Source organism: Streptomyces sp. Q6 (genome assembly GCF_036967205.1).
Lineage (GTDB): Bacteria > Actinomycetota > Actinomycetes > Streptomycetales > Streptomycetaceae > Streptomyces > Streptomyces citrinus.
This window is the reverse complement of sequence record NZ_CP146022.1, coordinates 5,712,900-5,732,697: the sequence shown is the minus strand read 5'-3', so window position 1 is coordinate 5,732,697 and position 19,798 is coordinate 5,712,900. Positions and strand designations below refer to the sequence as shown.

The window sequence follows — 19,798 nt, the reverse complement described above, 5'->3', positions numbered from 1 at the left end:
CCCGCCTCACGGGGCCTCGCGCCGGAGAACCCACAGGACCGCTCGTCACGGGTCCTCACACGACCTCATCGCACCTCACAGGGACGGAGTCACCCATGCGCCCGCGCCTCACTCTCCTGCGCAGCGCCCTCGTCGCCGCCGCGGTCGGCGGTGCCGTGCTCGTGCCCACCGCGGCGTTCGCGGACGGCCGGCCCCCGGCCGAACCCGGCCACGAGCAGCCCGCGGCGCAGTCACCGGAGGACGTGTCGGCCAACCCGTTCTTCCTCGCGGCGGGCGGTGGGATGGCCGCCGCGGGCGCCGCGGGGCTCGTGTACTCCACGGTGCGGCGCGGGCGCGCCGACGCCTGAGCCCCTCCCCCGCACCCCGGCCCTTCTCCCCGTCCCCTCTGGAGCACCCGTGAAGATCCACGCCCGTATCGCCGCGACCGCGCTCCTCGCGGCCTCCCTGGCCGCCGGGGTCACCGCCTGCGGGCAGGGCGGCGCGAACAGCGGCGGCCCGGCGCCCGACGTGAGCGTCCACGCCACCACCGCCCCGGCCGGGCGGGCGGCGCGGGACGCCCCCGCGATGGACCGCAGCGCCCCGACCGGCCTGCGCATCCCCGCCGCCGGGGTCGACGCGCACTCCATGCTGCGCCTCGGGCTCGACGCGGACCGCGCGCTCCAGGTGCCGCCGGTCGCGAAGGCCGGGGAGCCGGGCTGGTGGACCGGGTCGCCGACGCCGGGGCAGACGGGCGCCTCCGTCCTCGTCGCGCACTACGACACGGCCGGGGGCCCGGCGCTGATGCGTCACGTGGCGAAGGTGCGGGCGGGCGACCGGATCGAGGTGCCGCGGGCGGACGGCAGCACGGCGACGTTCGAGGTGCGCGAGATCCAGCAGGTCAATAAAAAGGAATTCCCCACCCATAAGGTGTACGCGAGCACCGACCGGCCCACGTTGCGCCTCGTGACCTGCGGCGGCCCGATCGTGGACGGTCACCGCAGTGACAACATCATCCTCTTCGCGGACCTCGTCGGAGGCACCGAGTGAGCCGACGCCGGAGAGCGGCCCGGCAGTCAGGAGCGCAGTGACGAACAGGCGTCTCGCCGTCGCGGCCGCCGCCGTGTGCGCCGCCGCCCCGCTCCTCGCGGGCTGCGGCGACGCCGGCGGTCTGCGCAGCGCGGGCGCGACCCCGACGGCGGTGGGCCCGGAGCGGCTGTGGCCCTCGCTGCCGCCCGCCTCCCGCGCCGCCGACGACTACGGCGCGGGCGAGACCGCCGTGATCAAGGGCGTCGACGTACCGGACGGGAACCTGCGCGAGGTCGATCCGGTGGCCGTCGTGCGGGCCCGCGTGAGCGCCGACCCCGAGGACTACAAGGACATCGTGGACGCGGTCGCCGACTGCGGCGCCCCGGGCCGGCGGACCGCGGCATGCCCGGTCCTGAAGGCGTACTACCGGGATCTGAGCGGCGACGGCGAGGACGATCTGCTGGTCGCGGTGCGCGCCCCCAAGCGTCAGCTGTACACGCAGGTCTACACGTACACGGGCGGCAAGCTGATCCAGATCATGGACGACAAGGACGCCGTCATCAACGTCCAGCTCGCCGGGCGCAATGTCGTGGTGCGCTCCGCCGCCGACCTGCCCGGATACGAGTACCGGACGTCCTGGTCGTACGACACGCACCAGAAGGCGATACTGCCGACGCGCGACGAGATCATCCGCACCGGGCCGCCCCGCACCCCGGCGCCCGACGCGTCCCCCACCCCGTCCGTCACCCCGACGGTCTCCCCCCGCCCGTCCCGCACGCCGTCACCGAGCCGCTCATGACGTCCGCGCAGCGGCCGCGGCTGCCGTCCTGGACCGCGTCGCTGACCTGGAAGGCGGCCGCGTTCATCACGGTGATGTGCTGCGCCCTGGCCGCGCTGCTCGGCATCCTCGTGCACGTCTCGGTCACCAACCAGACGGTGGGCCAGGCCCGCGAGCGGGCGCTGACCCTGCTCGGCGAGGCGACCGCGCGGTACGAGGCCGGGGGCCGGCTGCCGCCCGGCGCGGGCGTCGATCCGCCGGACCTGCCCGCCGCGCTGCACGCGCTCGCGGTGCAGGGGCGGCGCGGCACCGAGGTCGGCCGCCACGACTCCCGGCCGACGATGTGGGCGGCGGGCCCGGCGGAGGGCGGCCGGTCCCTCGCCGTGCGGATCGACTACTCGCAGGGCTCGCGCACCATCGACGGCCTCGACCAGGCGATCCTCGGCTCGTCCGTGCTCGCCATCGGGGCGACGCTGCTGGTCGGCGCGTTCGCGGTGACCCGTGTGACCCGGCGGCTGCACACGACGGCCCGGGTCGCGCGCAAGATCAGCGCCGGGGAGCTGGACGCCCGGGTCAACGACCCCCGGACCAAGGACCCCGCGCGCCACCAGGACGAGGTCGCCGCGGTGGCGGGCGCCCTGGACAGCATGGCGTCCTCGCTCCAGGCCCGGATCCTCACCGAGCAGCGCTTCACCGCGGACGTCGCGCACGAGCTGCGCACCCCGCTGACCGGTCTGCACGCGGCGGCCGAGCTGCTGCCGCCGGGCCGCCCCACCGAGCTGGTCCGCGACCGGGTCGCCGCGCTGCGCACGCTCACCGAGGACCTGCTGGAGATCTCCCGGCTGGACGCGCGCAGCGAGCGCGTCGACCTGGACGCGAACTGGCTGGGCCCGGTGGCCGAGCGGGTGGTGCGCGCCTCCGGCACGGTCACCGAGGTCGTCGTCGTACGGGACGTGTGCGTGATGACCGACCGGCGGCGTCTGGAGCGGGTCCTCGGCAATCTCGTGGCCAACGCCCACCGGCACGGCGGCCCGCCCGTGGTGCTCACGGTGAACGGTCCGGTGATCACGGTCAGGGACCACGGCGACGGCTATCCGGCGTACCTGGTGGAGCACGGCCCGCAGCGGTTCCGTACCGAGGGCGGCGCGAAGGGCCACGGTCTCGGCCTGACGATCGCGCTCGGGCAGGCCGAAGTCCTGGGCGCCCGGCTCGTGTTCTCGGCCCCCGAGGACGGCGGAGCGCTGGCGACGCTGACGCTGCCGTACGACGAGCCGGTGGCCTGGCCGGGATAGCCCCAGGTCACCGCCGTCACCCTGGCGGAGCCCGCTGCCGTGCGCATGCCCCGCCCGGCGCATTAGGTGAGAGGCAGGGCCCGTACCGGCCCGGCACCCAGCTCTCCTCAGGAGGCCTCCATGAGCGCACGGACCGTCACCAGCCGCCTCGGCATAGCCGTCGCCGCCGCCACGGTGTTCCTCGGAGTCGCCGCGACAGCGACCCCCGCTCTCGCCGACGACGGCGCGAACAACCACCCGCCGATCTACAAGGGCCGCGTCACCGCCAAGTCGGGGCTGCTGCTGCGGGACGCCCCGACGCGCGGCAGCCGCGTGATCCGCACCGAGCCGTACAACGCGATCGTCCCGATCTTCTGCAAGACGGGCGGCGACAACGTCGAGGGCAACCACCTCTGGTACCTGCTGACCGACGGCACCTGGGCGTGGGGTTCGGCGAAGTACATCAGCAACATCGGCGCGGCGCCCCGCTGGTGCTGACATAACCGGATATCGCGGACTTGCTTGCTACGTTCCCGGCATGACCGGATCAACGGGCTCCACGGGAAGAACAGCACCGTCCTCGGTACCCGCGGTCCGCGTGCCGAAGAGGCGCGGCACCGAACTGGCCCTGATCGTTCTGGCCGTCCTGCTCAGCGTCTACGGATACTGCGACGTGGGGCTCGCGAAGAATGGTTCCGTCCCGCCCGGCGCCGCCGGTTACGGCGCCGGGCTCGGCGTGCTCGCGCTCCTCGCCCACCTCGCGGTCCGGTTCCGCGCCCCGTACGCGGATCCGCTGCTGCTGCCGATCGCCGTGCTCCTCAACGGCCTCGGCCTGGTCCTCATCTACCGCCTCGACCTGGAGACCCCCAACGACGAGGCGGCCCCCACCCAGCTGATCTGGTCGACGCTCGGCGTGGGTCTGTTCATCGCGTTCGTGGTCTTCCTGCGCGACCACCGCGTGCTCCAGCGCTACGCGTACCTGTCGGTCGTCACGGCGCTGATCCTGATGATCCTGCCGATCTTCTTCCCCGCCGTGAACGGCGCCCGGATCTGGATCCGCATCGGCGGCTTCTCCATCCAGCCCGGCGAGTTCGCCAAGATCCTGCTCGCGATCTTCTTCGCCAGCTATCTGGCGGCGAACCGCAACGCCCTCAGATACACGGGCAAGAAGATCTGGAAACTGCAGCTGCCGACGATGCGCGTCTTCGCGCCGATCCTCGCGATCTGGCTGATCAGCGTGGGCGTCCTGGTCCTGGAGACCGACCTCGGTACGTCCCTGCTGTTCTTCGGCCTCTTCATCGTGATGCTGTACGTGGCCACGGGCCGCGGCAGCTGGATCCTGATCGGGCTGGTGCTCGCCGCGGCGGGCGCGGTCCTCGTCGCCTCCTTCGAACCCCATGTGCACAGCCGCGTCGAGGACTGGCTGCACCCCTTCGCCTCCATCGACGCGGGTGAGGGCGCCAGCCAGCTCGCGCAGTCGCTGTTCGCGTTCGCGGCGGGCGGCATGCTCGGCGCCGGGCTCGGGCTCGGCCACTCGATCCTCATCGGCTTCGCCGCCAAGTCGGACTTCATCCTGGCGACCGCCGGCGAGGAGCTGGGCCTGGTCGGACTGACCGCGATCTTCCTGCTGTACGCGCTGCTGGTGGAGCGGGGCTACCGGGCGGGGCTCGCGCTGCGCGACCCGTTCGGGCGGCTCCTGTCGATCGGTCTCGCCTCGATCGTCGCGCTCCAGGTCTTCGTGATCGCGGGCGGCGTGATGGGCCTGATCCCGCTGACCGGCATGGCGATGCCGTTCCTCGCGCAGGGCGGCTCGTCCCTCGTCACCAACTGGATCATCGTCGCGATCCTGATCCGGGTCAGCGACCAGGCACGCGGCGGGCTGCTGTCCGCGGCCCCCATGAACCCGGCGGAGGGCGCCAAGTGACCAAGTACATCCGCCGCGCCTCGGTCTTCTGCCTGGTCCTGCTGGTCGCGCTGCTGCTCAACGCGGCCCGCGTCCAGGTCTTCCAGGCCGAGTCGCTCGACGACAACGCGGCCAACCGCCGCTCCACCATCCAGCGCTACGACCAGCCGCGCGGCGACATCCTCGTCCAGGGCAAGCCGGTCACCGGATCGAAGGACACCGGGGAGTCGCTGCGCTACGAGCGCACGTACAAGAACGGGCCGCTCTACTCCCCCGTCACCGGGTACGCCTCGCAGACGTACGGGACGACGTTCGTGGAGAGCGCCGAGGACGACATCCTCTCCGGCACCGATCCGATGCTCTCGCCGATCCCGTTCTGGGACGAGATCTCGCGGACGCAGGAGCCCGGCGGCAACGTGGTGACCACGATCGACGCGAGCGCGCAGCAGGCCGCGTACTCCGGGCTCGGCGGCAAGAAGGGCGCGGTCGCGGCGATCGATCCGTCGTCGGGGAAGATCCTGGCGCTGGTCTCCACCCCCTCGTACGACCCGGGGGACATCGCGGGGACCGGCAGCTCCACGACGAACGCGTGGTCACGGCTGAACGCCTCGTCCGACCAGCCGATGCTCAACCGGGCGATCCGGCAGACGTATCCGCCGGGTTCGACGTTCAAGGTCGTCACGGCCGCCGCGGTCCTGGAGAACAACGTCGTGAACGGCATCAGCACGCCGACCGACACCCCGTCCCCGTACACGCTGCCCGGTACGACGACACAGCTGACGAACGAGTCCGCGTCGGCGGCCTGCGAGGACGCGACGCTCGAATACGCGCTCCAGGTCTCCTGCAACACCGTCTTCGCCAACCTCGGCGTACAGGTGGGGCTCTCCGACATGGTGAAGATGTCGGAGAACTTCGGCTTCAACGACACCGGCATCAGGGTGCCGATGACCGCCGCCAAGTCGAACTTCGACACCGACATGAACAAGTCGCAGCTGGCGCTCTCCTCGATCGGCCAGTACGACACGGCGGCCACGCCGCTCCAGATGGCGATGGTCGCGGCGGCCGTGGCCAACGGCGGGACGCTGATGTCGCCGCACCTGGTCGACAGGACGACGACGAACGACGGCACCACGGTCTCGTCCACCGGGGACAAGACCTACAAGCAGGCCATGTCCCCCTACACGGCGACCCAGTTGCAGCAGATGATGGTGAACGTGGTCGAGAAGGGCACGGGCACCAACGCGCGGATCTCCGGCGCGACGGTCGGCGGCAAGACCGGCACCGCGCAGAACGGCGTGAACAACGAGGGCATCCCGTACGCCTGGTTCATCTCCTACGCGCAGGCGGACGACGCCTCGCAGCCGCAGGTCGCGGTGGCCGTCGTGGTGGAGGACGCCTCCGCGGACCGGGACGACATCAGCGGCGGCGGCAGCGCGGCGCCGATCGCCCGCGCCGTGATGGAGGCGGTCCTCAACTCCTCGGACTCGTAGGGCGGGAAGTGGCCCCCGTCCCACTCCGCGGAGTGGCCCTGTGCGCGCCCCCGCCCGCCCCGTACCGTCGCGATCATGACGACGTACGAACTCGCGCAGGTGAACATAGGCCGCCTCCGGGCGCCGCTCGACACCCCGGAGATGAAGGACTTCACGAACAATCTGGAGCCGGTGAACGCGGTCGCCGACGCGGCGGACGGCTTCGTGTGGCGGCTCCAGGACGAGTCGGGCGACGCGACCGACTTCCGGATCTACGGCGACGAGTGGCTGCTGGTGAACATGTCGGTGTGGCGCGACACGGAGGCGCTGAAGGCGTTCATGTACCAGGGCACGCACCGTGAACTCCTCGCCCGCAGACGGGAGTTCTTCGAGCGGCTGAGCGAGGCGGTGACGGCCCTGTGGTGGGTGCCCGCCGGGCACCGGCCCACGGTCCGGGAGGCGGAGGACCGGCTCACGCGGCTGCGTGAGCACGGCCCCACCGACCACGCCTTCACCCTGCGGAAGACGTTCGGCCCACCGGCTTCCTGAGTTCCGCGCGGACCTTGGCGGCCGTCTCGGCGGCCGCCTCCAGGTCGATGTCCTGCGGGTCGGGGCTGAGGTTCGCCGCGTCGATCTCGCCGACGGAGGCGCCGGTGTTGTCGTCGACCCAGGCGCACATCGCCATGGTGAGCTCGGTGCCCGCCTGGTTCTTGGTGAGCACCTCGCAGGTGATCGTGGTGTCGGCACCGGCCGGGTGGAAGTCGCGCGGCGCGACGACGACCTTCGCGCCGTCGGACTTCGCGGCGCCCTTCATCATGTTGTCGCGGGAGTCGTCGGTGTCCTTGAAGCGGCCGTACATCCCGGAGACGACGAGGACGCCCTTGCCCGCGTCGCCGTCGGGGGCGTACTGGGCGACGACGGCCGTGGCGTCCTTGGCGTTCCAGGCGCCGTCGGCCTCGTCCTCGATCTGCTGCCCCTCCGGGCCGTCCGACATGTCGTCGGCGAGCTCGTACTTCCCGTCGAGGAGCTTCTGCGGCAGCGCCAGCTGGTACTCGGCCTCGGGGAACGATCCCTCGACCCGCGACCCGATGAACGCGAGCGCGCCGATCCCGACGACGACCACGCCCACGACGCCGGCGACGATGCCGATGATGAGCCCGGTCCGCTTCTTGGGCGGCGGCGGAGCACCCCACGGCGCGGGGTACGGCGCACCGCCCTGCTGCGGGAAGCCCGGGTAGGCGGGCGGCCCGCCGTAGGGGCCGGGCTGTTGGCCGTAATACGGAGGCTGCGGCTGCGGGGCGCCGTAGGACTGCGGGGCGCCGTGGGGCTGCGGGGCACCGTAGGGCTGCGGCTGCTGCTCGTACGGGCCGGGCTGGGGCGGCGGTGGCGTGGACACGTCGGGAACGCTACTGCATGGGCGCCGCCCCGCCCGGGTCAGCCGGTGGTGCCCGCCCGGATCGCCGCGTCGACCTCGGCGACCCGCTCGTGCTCCTCCGCCGCGAACCGCTCGGCGTCGAGCTTCTCGGCGATCTCCTCGTCCTGCGCCATCAGCAGGTCGAGGTTGGAGTCGCCCATCTCGAAGACGCCCATGTCGACGTACGCCTGCTGGAGCCGCTTGCCCCACAGGCCGATGTCCTTGACGCACGGCACGATCCGGCTGAACAGCAACTGCCGGAACAGGGCCAGGAACTCGGACTGCTCCGTGTACTCGTCGGCCTGTGCCTTGGGGATGCCGAAGTCCTCCAGGACCTCCACGCCGCGCAGCCGGTCGCGCATCAGGTAGCAGCCCTCGATGACGAACTCCTCGCGTTCGCGGAGCTCGGCGTCGGTGAGCTGCTTGTAGTAGTCGCGCAGCGCCATCCGCCCGAAGGCCACGTGCCGGGCCTCGTCCTGCATGATGTAGGCCAGGATCTGCCGGGGCAGCGGCTTGTCGGTGGTGTCGCGGATCATGCCGAACGCGGCGAGCGCGAGTCCTTCGATGAGGACCTGCATGCCGAGGTAGGGCATGTCCCAGCGGGAGTCGCGCAGGGTGTCGCCGAGCAGCGCCTGGAGGTTGTCGTTGATCGGGTAGAGCAGCCCGATCTTCTCGTGCAGGAAGCGGCCGTAGATCTCGGCGTGCCGGGCCTCGTCCATGGTCTGGGTGGCGGAGTAGAACTTGGCGTCCAGGTCCGGCACGGACTCCACGATCCGGGCCGCGCAGACCATCGCGCCCTGCTCACCGTGGAGGAACTGGCTGAACTGCCAGGAGGCGTAGTGCTTGCGCAGCTCCCCCTTGTCCTTGTCGGTCATCTTCGCCCAGTGGGGCGTGCCGTACAGGGACATCGCCTCGTCGGGGGTGCCGAGGGGGTCGTACGGATCGACCTCCAGATCCCAGTCGATGCGCTTGGCGCCGTCCCACTGCTTGTCCTTGCCCTTCTGGTAGAGGGCCAGGAGACGGTCGCGTCCGTCGTCGTATTCCCAGCTGAAGCGGGCCGAACTGGCTGACGGTACCTGCCAGTTGGGCTCGTCCGGTGCCCTGGTGTACAGCTCATGCGTCGCCATACCGGCAGGCTCACACGTTGGTAGACGCGGGGTCAACAAGTCGCGCACAAGGGATTGACGCCCTTGCTGACAAGCAGTCTCATAAGACGGAAGACAAGCGTGACCGCCGGTAACCAGAGACTGGGGACAGCCAATGACGACCATGACGGAAGCCGACGCCCTGGAGGGGCTGCGGGACGCGCTCGGTCTGCTCAAGGACCGGGAGCAGGTGGCCGAGCGGCTGCTCGACTCTTCCGCCAAGCACTCCTTCGACCCGGACAAGGAGCTGGACTGGGACGCGCCGTTCGAGGACGGCAAATGGTTCTGGCCGCCGGAGCTCGTGTCCCTGTACGGCACTCCGCTCTGGAAGAAGATGAGCGAGGAGCAGCGCATCGACCTCTCCCGCCACGAGGCGGCGGCGCTCGCGTCCCTCGGCATCTGGTTCGAACTGATCCTGATGCAGCTGCTCGTGCGCCACGTCTACGACAAGGCGGCGACGAGCGCGCACGTCCGGTACGCCCTCACGGAGATCGAGGACGAGTGCCGGCACTCGAAGATGTTCGCGCGCCTGATCACGCGCGGCGAGACCCCGCACTATCCGGTGGCGCCCGTCCACCACAACCTGGGCCGCCTCTTCAAGACCATCTCCACGACGCCGGGCTCCTTCACGGCGACGCTGCTCGGCGAGGAGATCCTCGACTGGATGCAGCGCCTGACCTTCCCGGACGAGCGCGTCCAGACGCTGGTGCGCGGCGTGACCCGCATCCACGTCGTCGAGGAGGCGCGCCATGTCCGGTACGCCCGTGAGGAGTTGCGGCGCCAGATGGTGACGGCGCCCCGCTGGAGCCAGGAGTTCACCCGCATCACCTCCGGCGAGTTCGCCCGCGTCTTCTCGGTGGCCTTCATCAACCCCGACGTCTACACGAACGTCGGCCTCGACAAGCGGCAGGCCATGGCCGAGGTCAAGGCGTCCGGCCACCGCCGCGAGATCATGCAGACCGGGGCGAAGCGCCTCACCGACTTCCTGGACGACATCGGCGTCCTGCGCGGCGTGGGCCGCAAGCTGTGGCAGTCGTCGGGACTGCTGGCCTGACGACGCCGGTGGGCGTGCCGGTTACGCTTCCGGGCATGACCTCGGCAACCGGCACGCCCGCCTACCGACGGCTCAGCGTGGAGGAGCGGCGGGCGCAGCTCCTCGAAGCGGCCCTGTCGCTGTTCGCGCACCGGGCGCCGGAGGAGGTCTCGCTCGACGACGTCGCGGAGGCCGCCGGTGTCTCGCGGCCGCTGGTCTACCGCTACTTCCCCGGCGGCAAGCAGCAGTTGTACGAGGCCGCGCTGCGCTCCGCCGCGGATGTCCTCGAACAGTGCTTCGCGGAGCCGCCCGAGGGCTCCCTCACCTCGCGACTGACCCGCGCGCTCGACCGCTACCTGGCCTTCGTCGACGAGCACGACATGGGGTTCGCCGCGCTCCTGCAAGGCGGCAGCGTCGTCGAGACGTCCCGTACGACGGCGATCGTGGACGGCGTGCGCCGGGCGGCGGCCGAGCACATCCTCAGCCACCTGGCCGCCGCCGAACCAGGACCGCGGCTGCGCATGACCGTCCGCATGTGGATCACGGCCGTCGAGGCGGCGTCCCTGATCTGGCTCGACGAGGACAAGCAACCCCCGCTGGACGAACTCCGCGACGGCCTCGTCGACCAGTTCATGGCGGTCCTCACGGCGACGGCGGCCCGCGACCCCCAGACCGCGGACGTCGTCCGGCAGGCCCTCGCCCTGGAGACCCCGGACGGGCCGGTCGGCGAGCTGGCACGCCGGGTGCTGCCGGTGGTGGGCGAGGCGGCGCACCTGCTGTGACCGGGGTGCGTCCGCCCGCTGGACCTCCCGCGCCGCCCGCGGCGGAACACCTGAGGTGACGCGGTCCGGGGAGGCACGTCAGGGACACTGGCCAGCGTGAAGAGCCAAGACATCCCGTTCGTCGGCGGACCCCTCGACGGCCGCGTGCTGCCCGTCCTGACCACCGCCACCGGCAACCCGCCCAAGGTCTACCGGGTGCCCGTGCCCGACCGGGACGGCGGCCCCGACACCGTGCTCGTGTACGTACGGGAGCCCGTGCCCGGCGAGAAGGCCGTGCGGCTGGTGCGGTGGCGGTACGTGTTCGCGCCCGAGGGGAAGGCCGGACGCACCGTGCGGTGGCCGTGGTCGAAGCCGTAAAGGCGCCTCGCCGCGCGTCCACCGCAGGAGTGGCGGAGTTGGGCCGAAGCGAGCAGCCCGCCGAGTGGACCGGGTGCCTGTCTGTTGATGTTCACGGTGTGGGGTGCGAAGGCTGCCCCGCACCGGAGGTGATGACGTGTCAGGCAGACTGGTGCGGTGGGCTTGCACGGCGGCGGTCGCGGGGGCGCTGCTCGCGCCGGGACCCGCGGGGGCGGTACCGGAGCCGGCCGGCGACAAGTCGGTCGCCGAACTCCTGACGGACCTTCAGCGTCTGTACCGGGAGGCCGAGGAGGCCAGCGAGACGTACAACGCCACCGCGGAGGAGCTCAAGAAGCGCCGCAAGGAGGCGGACGACCTCGCCGGGAAGCTCGCCAGGGCGCGGGGCGCGCTGCACGACAGCCGTACCGACGCCGGGCGCCTCGCCCGCGAGCAGTACCAGGGACGCAGCGAGATCGCCCCGTACGTACGGCTGCTCCTCGCCCGTGATCCGCAGCACGCGCTCGACCAGGGGCATGTGCTGCGCCGGGCGGCCAAGGAGCAGGAGGCCACCGTCGACCGGCTGGTGAGCGGCGAGAAGACGGCCGACGACCTGGCGACGAAGGCACGGGCCGCGCTCGACGAGCAGTTGCAGCTCGCCGAGAAGCAGAAGAAGGAACGCGACGCGGTCGACGGTCACCTCAAGGAGGTCGAGGAGCTGCTCGCCTCCCTGACCACGGACCAGCTGGCCGAGCTCGCCCGCCTGGAGAACGACGGAACGGCGGACGCGCAGCGGAAGTTCATGGCGTCGGGGGCGCTCAGCTCGGTCGGCCGGTCGCCGTCGCGGGAGGGCGACCGGGCGCTCGCGTACGCGGTGCGGCAGATCGGGAAGCCGTACGTGTGGGGCGCGCAGGGCCCGCAGGCGTACGACTGCTCCGGGCTCACCTCGCAGGCCTGGGCGCACGCCGGGCGCCCGATCCCGCGCACCTCGCAGGAGCAGTGGGCGACGCTGCCGCGCGTACCGCTGTCCGAGCTGCGCCCCGGCGATCTCGTCGTGTACTTCCCCGAGGCCACGCACGTCGCGATGTACCTGGGCGACGGAATGGTGGTGCAGGCCCCGCGCCCCGGGGCCCGCGTCAAGGTCTCGCCGATCGCGGCGAACCCGCTGCTCGGGGCGGTGCGGCCGGACCCGGGCTCCGGGTCCATGACGGGGTACCGGGCACCGAAGCTGCCGCCGGGCGCCCGGACGGGCGGGGACGCGGGCTACGGCGACGCGGGGGCGCCGGCCACCTGAGGGCACCCTCGGGGCTCTTAACCCGGGCCTTAGGACCGGGGCATACCTTCCAGGCGTTCCGCGGAAAGGGAATGCGACGGAAGGAGCCCCGATGTCCACAGCGATCGACGGCGTCACCGTGGCGGAGGATTTCGTACCCGTCATCGATCTGTCCGGTACCGACACCCCCGAGGGAAAAGCGCTCGCCGCGAAGGCGATCGGCTCCGCCTGTGAGACGTCCGGCTTCTTCACCGTCGTAGGCCACGGTGTGGACGAGGAACTCGTGGACCGCATGTACGAGAGCTGCCGCGCGTTCTTCGCGCTGCCGGACGAGCGGAAGGCCGCGCACGGCGTGGGCCCCGGCACCAACGGCTTCTACGCCGAGGCCGGCTGCGGGTCCAAGAGCTCCGGCATCGAGTCCCTGCCCGACCTCCAGGAGGTCTTCGCCGCCAGCGTCCGGGACAACAGCGCGCCGCCCGCGGGCGCCGACGCGCTGACGCTGCCCTGGGAAGCCGTGAACCAGTGGCCCGCCGAACCGGCCGACTTCCGTGCCGTGTGGCTCGAGTACAGCGCGGCGATGGAGAGACTCTCGCAGGATCTCCTGCACCTTTTCGCGCTCGCTCTCGGCCTCGACGAGCACTTCTTCGACGACAAGACCGACCAGGCGTCGTCGACGATCTCGGCGAACTACTACTACCCGCTGACCGAGCCGCCGATGGCCGGGCAATTGCGGAAGGGCCCGCACGCCGACTGGGGAAACCTGACGATCCTGCACCAGGACGGCGCGGGCGGACTCCAGGTCGAGCAGCAGGGTCACGGCTGGCGCGACGTCCCGTACACGCGGGGCAGTTTCGTCATCAACATCGGCGACATGATGGAGTTCTGGACCGGCGGGCGCTGGGTCTCGACCATGCACCGGGTGCGCAATCCGCTGCCCGGACAGGAGGGCGAGGCGCGGATCAGCATCCCGTACTTCCACATCCCGAACCCGGACGCGACGATCGAGCCGATCCTCCCGTTCAGCAACGCGCACACCTCGCAGCGGATCAAGACGGCGTCGACGCCCGCCGAGTGGTTCGGCGCGCGGCTCGCCGAGGTCTTCTCCTGAACCGGCCGTCCCCCAGGCCGAAGGAGGCCCGCCCGTGAGCTCCGCCGACGAGTTCTTCCTGCCGCCGCTGCCGCGCCTGCTGCCCGTGGGCTACCACCCCGACGCCGCCCGGATCGAGATCACCTCGAACGGCTGGGTGCGCCGGATGCTGGGCTCCTGCTTCGACTCCGAGGAGTCGCTCCTGTTCTTCCTGCGCCAGCGCAACGGCCTGTACGGGCCGCTGACGGTGCCGCACGCGCGGCCGGAGCGGGCCCAGAACATCGCCGACTGGTACCAGTTCGTCACCGTCATCGACAGCTTCGTGTCCGACGAGGCGGCCCTCGGCGGCGACCACGCCGCGGCGGGCGAGGCGTTCGCCGCCGTCCTCAGCGACCTGCGGGACGGCGAGCGGGGCGCGGTGGCGACCACCGTGTACGGGCGCGCCGCGCAGGACCTGTGGCGGCGGATCTCCGCCGGGATGAGCCCGGCGCAGGTCGATCGTCTGGTGGCGAGCCTGGAGGCCTTCCTGCGGGGCTGCGCGGCGGAGATCCGCTGCAAACTGGACGGCCGGGTGACCGACTTCGAGAGCTGCATGCGCGTACGGGACGACAGCTTCGGCTGCGCGTTCCTGGAGCTGTTCACCGAGTACGCGGCCGAGGCCGACCTGAGCGGACCGGTTGCCGCCGGCGTGTTCGACGAGGTCCACCACCACGGCATGCGGCAGCTGATCGTGGTCAACGACCTGCTGTCGTGGCGCAAGGAGTACGCCGAGCGCGACACGATGACGACCGTGCGGGTGCTGTGCGAGCACGAGGGTCTCGCGCTCCAGGACGCCGTCGACCGGCTGTGCGGACTGGTCGCGCACCACGAGCGGGCCTACATCGCCGCGCGGGACCGGCTGCTCGCGGGGCCGCACGGAGGCTCCGCCGACGTGCGCGCGTATCTGCGCGGACTCGACCATCTCATCGGCGGGAGCCAGGAGTTCGAGTACCTGACGCCCCGCTACTTCGGTGACGGCGCGGTCTGGGACGGCTCGACGTCGGGCTGGATCAGCCTCACCGCCCCGGTGGCCCGCTTCCGCCCGGCCCCGGCGCACGACCGCGCCACCGTCTCCGTGTGACCGTCCCGGCTCCGCCCGGGGACCGCCCGCCGCGTACACCCCTGCCCGCCCCGTGCCGACCGAGGAGTGTCATGACCACCGTCTCGCCCGCGCCGCCCCGCACGGCGCGGTACGCCGTCGCGCCCGGCGCGCTGCCCCTGCTCGGCCACGCCGTGCCGCTGGCCCGGCGGCCGCTGGAGTTCCTGACGGGGCTGCCGCGGTACGGGGACCTGGTCGAGGTCCGGCTGGGCCGCAGGCCCGCCGTCATGGTGTGCCACCCGGACCTGATCAAGCGCGTACTCCTCGAGCCGCGCACCTTCGACAAGGGCGGACCGCTCTTCGACAAGGCCGAGGAGCTGGTCGGCAGCGGCCTGTTCGCGGCGACCTGGGAGCCGCACCGCCGGCAGCGCCGGATGATGCAGCCGGGCTTCCACCAGGCACGGATGCCGGGCTACGCGACCGTCATGCGGGAGGAGATCGCGGCGCTGCTCGACGGCTGGAGCGACGGGCAGCAGGGCGATGTCCGCGACGAGATGCACACGGTGACCCTGCGCATCGCCTCCCGCACCATGTTCACCAACCCGGTCAGCGGGCGGGCCGCGGCCGAGGTGCAGGAGTGCATGCCGATCATCAACCGCGGCGTCTACAAGCGCATGGTCGCGCCCACGGCCCTCCTGGAGAAGCTGCCGACCCGCGAGAACCGGGAGTTCGCCCTCGCTCACGAGCGGATGCGCGTGGTGGTCGACGAGACCATCGGGCAGTACCGCGCCGCGGGCGTGGACCACGGCGACCTGATGTCCATCCTGATCGGCGCCGTGGACGAGGAGACGGGCCGCGGCCTGTCCGAGACGGAGATCCACAAGCAGGTCATGACGCTGCTCGCCGGCGGCATGGAGACCACGGCGAACGCCATCTGCTCGACGCTGCACCAGATCACCACGCACCCGGAGGTCGAACGGAGGCTGTGCGCGGAGCTCGACACGGTGCTCGGCGGCCGGCCCGCGACGTTCGAGGACATCCCCCGGCTCCCGTACCTCAACCGGGTGCTGTACGAGACCCTGCGGCTGCGGCCGCCGGTGTGGCTCCTGACGCGGACGACCACCCACGCCACCGAGCTGGGCGGCCGTCCGATCCCCGAGGGCGCCATCGTGCTGCTCAGCCCCTATCTGCTGCACCACAACCCGGAACTGTTCGCGGACCCGGAGACGTTCGACCCCGACCGGTGGCTGCCGGAGCGCGTCGACGATGTCACCGAGGCGGCCATGCAGCCGTTCATCATGGGCAACCGCAAGTGCATCGGCGACAAGTTCGCGCTCACCGAGGCGATGCTCGTCATCGCCTCGATCCTCGCCCGCTGGACGCTGCGCCCGGTCCCGGACGCGAAGCGCACACCGCTGCCGGAGGCGACGCTCGGGCCCGGCCCGATGCCGATGGTGCTGCGCCGGCGGACGGTGACGCACCGCACGGCGGCCCCCGCCGAGACCGGCCGCTGCCCCTACACGGGCGGCACGGCGTGAGCGCCGCCCGGCCGGGCCCCGCCGAGGCCCCGCACGCGCTGCCGCTGCTCGGCCACGCCCTGCACCTGTGGCGCCGCCCGCTCCCCTTCCTGCGCGAACTGCCGCACCACGAGGGCCTGGTGACGCTCCGCCTGGGACCCGCCCGCGCCTACCTGGCCTGCGGTCCCGAAGCGGTGATGACGGTCCTGCACGATCCGCGGACCTTCGACAAGGGCGGCCCGCTGTTCGAGAAGGCCCGGCTGCTGGTGGGCGACGGACTCGTCAGCTCGGACTTCGTGACGCACCGCCGCCAACGCCTGCTGATGCAGCCCGCGTTCGCCTCGGCCCGGCTGCCGGCGCACGCCCGGCCGGTCGCCGAGGAGACCGCCGCGACGCTGGCCGACTGGCACCCGGGCCGGACGGTCGACGTGGGCCACGAGATGCACCGGCTGACCCTGCGGATCGCCGCCCGCTCGCTGTTCGGCGGGCAGCTCGGCGAGCGGGCCGTCGCCGAGGTCGTCGACTCCATGCCCGTCATCATGCGGGGCGTCTACCAGCGCATGCTCGTCCCGGCCGGCTGGGCGCACCGGCTGCCGCTGCCCGCCAACCGCCGCTTCGCACGGGCCCGCGCCACCCTGCACCGCGTCATCCGCGACACCGTCCACGCCTACCGCGAGGCGGGCCGCGACCACGGGGACGTGCTGTCGATCCTGGTGAGTTCGCGCGACGACCACGGCGACGCGCTGAGCGACCAGGAGATCCACGACCAGGTGATGACGCTGATGATCGGCGCGACCGAACCGCCGGGCGACGCGCTGACCTGGGTGTTCCACCTGCTCGCCGCGCACCCGCGGATCGAGCGCGCGCTGCACGCCGAGATCGACGACGCCACCCGCGCGCACGCCGGGCCGCTCGGCCCCGACGCGCTGCCGAACCTGGAGCTGACCCGGCGCGTGATCCTGGAGACGCTGCGCCGCTACCCGCCCGCCTGGCTGCTCAGCCGGACCGTCACCCGGGACACCACCCTGGGCGGGCACCGGCTCGCACGGGGGGCCACGGTGCTGTTCAGCCCGTACCAGCTGCACCACGATCCGGCGCTCTTCCCCGATCCCCTGCGCTTCGATCCGGACCGCTGGCTCGACCCGTCGCCGATGTCCCGGGCCGCGCTGCTGCCCTTCGGCGCGGGCAACCGCAAGTGCATCGGCGACGAGGTGGCGCTGACCGAACTGACGCTGGTGGTCGCCGCGGTCGCCGCCCGTTTCCGGCTGCGGCCGGTGCCGGGCACCGTGGTACGCCCCCTCGCGCGGGCGTCGCTGGGCGCGGGGCGGGTTGCGATGACGGTCGAGCGGCGCGCCCGCGGCGCCGTCGACCACACGGCACGACACGAGGCGGTGGCGTCATGACAGGGAACACGACGATGATCAGGCCGCGGCCGCAGGTGCCGCGGACCGAGGCGTACGGGGTGCTGGCCCGCCATCTGGGGGCGACCGGCCTCGACGCGGACCTCCGGGCCGTCCTGGACGCGATCGGCGCCGCGGTGCGCGGCAGCCCGCTGGCCGTGCCGCCCGCCATGGCCGAGGTCCTCTCCGGCGGCAAGCGGCTGCGCCCGCTGTTCGTGCTGGCCACCGCGTGGGCGGGCCGCACCGGCGCCGCACGGCTGCGGGAGAGGGCCGTGGGCGGCGCCTGCGCGGTGGAGCTGCTGCACCTGGCGAGCCTCGTGCACGACGACCTCATGGACGACGCCGCGACCCGGCACGGGGTCGCGACGATCAGCGCGCGGGCCGGTGCCGGCCGCGCCCTGCTCGCCGGTGACGTGCTGCTCGGCCACGCGTACACCGCGGCGGCCGGGCTGGGCGCCGACGCCGCCGCGCTGGTCGGCCGCACCCTGGTGCGGCTCTGCGAGGGGCAGGCCGAGGAGGCGGGGCACCTCTTCGACGCGGACCGCTCCGCGCACTCCTACTTCAGCGCGATCGCCGGGAAGACGGGGGCGCTGATCGAGGCGTCCTGCCGGATGGGCGCGCTCGCCGCCGGGTACGACGCCGCGACCGGCGCCGCGCTCGGCCGCTTCGGCCACCACCTCGGCATCGCGTACCAGCTCCTCGACGACCTGACGGACCTCACCGAGGACTCGGCGGCCCTCGGCAAACCGACAGGTCACGATCTCGCCGAGGGCGTCTACACGTACCCGACGATCTGGGCGCTGCACCACGATCCGGGGCTGCGCCCGCTGCTGCTCGACCTGGCCCGGCACGACGGCCCGCGGGCCGGTCCGGCCGCGGCGGCCGCCGACCGGGTCCGCGCGAGCGGGCGCTCGACGCGACCCGGCAGGCGATCGCCCGTGAGCGGCGCCGCTGCCTGGACGCGCTGGCCGTCGCGGGCGACGGGCTCGGCCCGCGGGGCGTGGACCTGCTGGCGGAGCTGGCCGTCGCGACCGTGGACCGCGGCCTCGGCTACGACCCGGACACGGAGGCCAGGTACGCGCCGGTCTTCTCCGGCTCGTAGAAGAAGTTCTCGAAGTCGGCCGGGTTGTTGAAGCCGTTCGCGAACCGGTCGGCGACGGGCGGCAGCTGGCCGGCCGCGCCGATCAGGTTGAGGACGTGCTCCGGCGGCGCCTGGAGCATGGTGTTCGTCCACTTGGTGACGTGCTGCGCGGTGTCCCAGTAGCGGTCGAACGCCGACTGCATCCACTCCTCGTCGAACGGCTTGTCGCCGTGCTCGACGATCGCGGCGAGGTACGCGGCGGCGCACTTGGACGCCGAGTTGGAGCCCTGGCCGGTGATCGGGTCGTTGGCGACGACGACGTCGGCGACACCGAGGACCGCGCCGCCGCCGGGCAGCCGGCCGATGGGGTTGCGGACGGTGGGGGCGTAGCGGCCCGCCAGCGTGCCGTTCGCGTCGGTCAGTTCGACCTTCGTGGCGCGCGCGTACTCCCAGGGCGTGAACTTCTCCATCAGCTCCAGGGTGAGCGCGAGGTGCTCGGAGGGGTCCTTGACGCCCTTGAACGCGTCGACCGGGCCGCCGGGGACGCCCTCCCAGAAGAGGATGTCGGCGCGGCCGGAGGTGGTGAGGGTCGGCATGACGAAGAGCTCGCCGACGCCGGGGACGAGGTTGCAGCGGACCGCGTCCATGTCCGGGTGCTCGGGGCGTACGCCCAGGCCGTGGACGTAGGCGACGGCGAGGGCGCGCTGCGGCTCGCTGTACGGGGACTTCTCGGCGTCGCGGCCGAACATCGACACCAGTTCGCCCTTGCCCGCGGAGACGAGGACCAGGTCGTACGTGCGCGAGAAGTAGTCGAGGTCGGAGACCGCCGCGCCGTGGATGACGAGCTGGCCGCCGCGCTGCGCGAACGTCTCCATCCAGCCGGCCATCTTCACGCGCTGGTCGACGGACTGCGCGAAGCCGTCCAGCTTGCCGACCCAGTCGATGGCGCGCTGGGTGGGGCCCGGGTCGTGCGAGCCGGGGGCGGCGACGGAGACGCCGAGGCCCTCGATCCTCGGGGCCTGCGACTCCCAGAAGTTGAGCTGGAGGTCGCGCTCGTGCTGGAGCGCGGTGTGGAACATGCACTGCGTCGACATGACCCGCCCGGAGCGGATCTCGTCGGCCGTGCGGTTGGACATCAGGGTGACCTCGTACCCGTGGGACTGGAGGCCCAGGGCGAGCTGGAGACCGGACTGACCGGCTCCGACGACGAGTATCTTCCGCGACATATC

The 19,798-nt window shown here is 72.3% G+C and carries 20 protein-coding genes; 17 read left to right on the top strand and 3 right to left on the bottom strand.

What is annotated here, in order from left to right:
• The first annotated feature begins 95 nt into the window (after positions 1-95).
• The 8 genes from V2W30_RS26785 to V2W30_RS26750 all read left to right on the top strand — a co-directional run bounded on the left by V2W30_RS26785 (position 96) and on the right by V2W30_RS26750 (position 6,975).
• A complete protein-coding gene (locus tag V2W30_RS26785; protein WP_338700438.1) occupies positions 96-347 on the top strand; it encodes a hypothetical protein in 252 nt (83 codons plus the stop codon).
• 49 nt (positions 348-396) lie between these two features.
• Complete coding sequence (locus V2W30_RS26780) at positions 397-1,026, top strand: class F sortase (RefSeq protein WP_338700436.1); 630 nt, start codon at positions 397-399, stop codon at positions 1,024-1,026.
• A 37-nt stretch (positions 1,027-1,063) separates the two neighbouring features.
• A complete protein-coding gene (locus V2W30_RS26775) occupies positions 1,064-1,804 on the top strand; it encodes a hypothetical protein (protein ID WP_338700434.1) in 741 nt (246 codons plus the stop codon).
• Positions 1,801-3,075: a HAMP domain-containing sensor histidine kinase gene (locus V2W30_RS26770; protein WP_338700432.1), complete on the top strand. Its 1,275-nt coding sequence runs from the start codon at positions 1,801-1,803 to the stop codon at positions 3,073-3,075. Before V2W30_RS26775 ends, V2W30_RS26770 begins: the two co-directional genes overlap by 4 nt.
• Before the next feature lie 120 nt (positions 3,076-3,195).
• Entirely contained in the window at positions 3,196-3,552 is a 357-nt protein-coding gene (locus tag V2W30_RS26765; RefSeq protein ID WP_338700430.1) for an SH3 domain-containing protein, read from the top strand.
• 40 nt (positions 3,553-3,592) lie between these two features.
• Entirely contained in the window at positions 3,593-4,978 is a 1,386-nt protein-coding gene (locus tag V2W30_RS26760) for an FtsW/RodA/SpoVE family cell cycle protein (RefSeq protein WP_338700428.1), read from the top strand.
• Complete coding sequence (locus V2W30_RS26755; protein ID WP_338700426.1) at positions 4,975-6,447, top strand: penicillin-binding transpeptidase domain-containing protein; 1,473 nt, start codon at positions 4,975-4,977, stop codon at positions 6,445-6,447. Before V2W30_RS26760 ends, V2W30_RS26755 begins: the two co-directional genes overlap by 4 nt.
• A gap of 75 nt (positions 6,448-6,522) precedes the next feature.
• On the top strand, positions 6,523-6,975 hold the full coding sequence (locus V2W30_RS26750; RefSeq protein ID WP_338700424.1) for a DUF3291 domain-containing protein: 453 nt from the start codon (positions 6,523-6,525) through the stop codon (positions 6,973-6,975).
• Here the strand turns inward: V2W30_RS26750 and V2W30_RS26745 are convergent.
• Both V2W30_RS26745 and V2W30_RS26740 read right to left on the bottom strand, forming a co-directional pair.
• A complete protein-coding gene (locus V2W30_RS26745) occupies positions 6,938-7,822 on the bottom strand; it encodes a hypothetical protein (RefSeq protein WP_338700423.1) in 885 nt (294 codons plus the stop codon). The genes V2W30_RS26750 and V2W30_RS26745 overlap by 38 nt on opposite strands.
• Before the next feature lie 38 nt (positions 7,823-7,860).
• Complete coding sequence (locus V2W30_RS26740) at positions 7,861-8,967, bottom strand: ferritin-like domain-containing protein (RefSeq protein WP_338700421.1); 1,107 nt, start codon at positions 8,965-8,967, stop codon at positions 7,861-7,863.
• Between the two features lie 133 nt (positions 8,968-9,100).
• Between V2W30_RS26740 and V2W30_RS26735 the strand changes: the two genes are divergently transcribed.
• The 9 genes from V2W30_RS26735 to V2W30_RS26695 all read left to right on the top strand — a co-directional run bounded on the left by V2W30_RS26735 (position 9,101) and on the right by V2W30_RS26695 (position 18,621).
• Positions 9,101-10,039, top strand: a complete 939-nt coding sequence (locus V2W30_RS26735; RefSeq protein ID WP_338700419.1) for a diiron oxygenase — start codon at positions 9,101-9,103, stop codon at positions 10,037-10,039.
• 35 nt (positions 10,040-10,074) lie between these two features.
• Positions 10,075-10,800, top strand: a complete 726-nt coding sequence (locus tag V2W30_RS26730) for a TetR/AcrR family transcriptional regulator (protein ID WP_338700417.1) — start codon at positions 10,075-10,077, stop codon at positions 10,798-10,800.
• Positions 10,801-10,896: 96 nt separating this feature from the next.
• Complete coding sequence (locus V2W30_RS26725) at positions 10,897-11,157, top strand: hypothetical protein (RefSeq protein ID WP_338700415.1); 261 nt, start codon at positions 10,897-10,899, stop codon at positions 11,155-11,157.
• A gap of 136 nt (positions 11,158-11,293) precedes the next feature.
• Positions 11,294-12,427 (top strand): C40 family peptidase, encoded by a 1,134-nt coding sequence (locus V2W30_RS26720; RefSeq protein WP_338700414.1) that lies wholly within the window; start codon positions 11,294-11,296, stop codon positions 12,425-12,427.
• Positions 12,428-12,518: 91 nt separating this feature from the next.
• A complete protein-coding gene (locus V2W30_RS26715; protein WP_338700413.1) occupies positions 12,519-13,514 on the top strand; it encodes an isopenicillin N synthase family dioxygenase in 996 nt (331 codons plus the stop codon).
• A gap of 34 nt (positions 13,515-13,548) precedes the next feature.
• A complete protein-coding gene (locus V2W30_RS26710) occupies positions 13,549-14,613 on the top strand; it encodes a terpene synthase family protein (RefSeq protein WP_338700412.1) in 1,065 nt (354 codons plus the stop codon).
• A 71-nt stretch (positions 14,614-14,684) separates the two neighbouring features.
• Positions 14,685-16,109, top strand: coding sequence for a cytochrome P450 (locus V2W30_RS26705; RefSeq protein WP_338700411.1), 1,425 nt, complete (start codon positions 14,685-14,687; stop codon positions 16,107-16,109).
• Complete coding sequence (locus tag V2W30_RS26700; RefSeq protein ID WP_338700410.1) at positions 16,106-17,491, top strand: cytochrome P450; 1,386 nt, start codon at positions 16,106-16,108, stop codon at positions 17,489-17,491. Before V2W30_RS26705 ends, V2W30_RS26700 begins: the two co-directional genes overlap by 4 nt.
• Positions 17,488-18,621: a polyprenyl synthetase family protein gene (locus tag V2W30_RS26695; protein WP_338700408.1), complete on the top strand. Its 1,134-nt coding sequence runs from the start codon at positions 17,488-17,490 to the stop codon at positions 18,619-18,621. The genes V2W30_RS26700 and V2W30_RS26695 overlap by 4 nt, the downstream gene beginning before the upstream one ends.
• Here the strand turns inward: V2W30_RS26695 and V2W30_RS26690 are convergent.
• Positions 18,539-19,795: a styrene monooxygenase/indole monooxygenase family protein gene (locus V2W30_RS26690; RefSeq protein WP_338700407.1), complete on the bottom strand. Its 1,257-nt coding sequence runs from the start codon at positions 19,793-19,795 to the stop codon at positions 18,539-18,541. The two genes, V2W30_RS26695 and V2W30_RS26690, sit on opposite strands and share 83 nt — an antisense overlap.
• Positions 19,796-19,798: the final 3 nt, after the last annotated feature.

Coding starts and splice junctions, on each gene's coding strand:
- V2W30_RS26785 (WP_338700438.1), top strand. CDS start 96: ATGCGCCCGCGCCTCACTCTCCTGCGCAGCGCCCTCGTCGCCGCCGCG.
- V2W30_RS26770 (WP_338700432.1), top strand. CDS start 1,801: ATGACGTCCGCGCAGCGGCCGCGGCTGCCGTCCTGGACCGCGTCGCTG.
- V2W30_RS26765 (WP_338700430.1), top strand. CDS start 3,196: ATGAGCGCACGGACCGTCACCAGCCGCCTCGGCATAGCCGTCGCCGCC.
- V2W30_RS26760 (WP_338700428.1), top strand. CDS start 3,593: ATGACCGGATCAACGGGCTCCACGGGAAGAACAGCACCGTCCTCGGTA.
- V2W30_RS26750 (WP_338700424.1), top strand. CDS start 6,523: ATGACGACGTACGAACTCGCGCAGGTGAACATAGGCCGCCTCCGGGCG.
- V2W30_RS26740 (WP_338700421.1), bottom strand. CDS start 8,967: ATGGCGACGCATGAGCTGTACACCAGGGCACCGGACGAGCCCAACTGG.
- V2W30_RS26735 (WP_338700419.1), top strand. CDS start 9,101: ATGACGACCATGACGGAAGCCGACGCCCTGGAGGGGCTGCGGGACGCG.
- V2W30_RS26730 (WP_338700417.1), top strand. CDS start 10,075: ATGACCTCGGCAACCGGCACGCCCGCCTACCGACGGCTCAGCGTGGAG.
- V2W30_RS26715 (WP_338700413.1), top strand. CDS start 12,519: ATGTCCACAGCGATCGACGGCGTCACCGTGGCGGAGGATTTCGTACCC.
- V2W30_RS26705 (WP_338700411.1), top strand. CDS start 14,685: ATGACCACCGTCTCGCCCGCGCCGCCCCGCACGGCGCGGTACGCCGTC.
- V2W30_RS26695 (WP_338700408.1), top strand. CDS start 17,488: ATGACAGGGAACACGACGATGATCAGGCCGCGGCCGCAGGTGCCGCGG.
- V2W30_RS26690 (WP_338700407.1), bottom strand. CDS start 19,795: ATGTCGCGGAAGATACTCGTCGTCGGAGCCGGTCAGTCCGGTCTCCAG.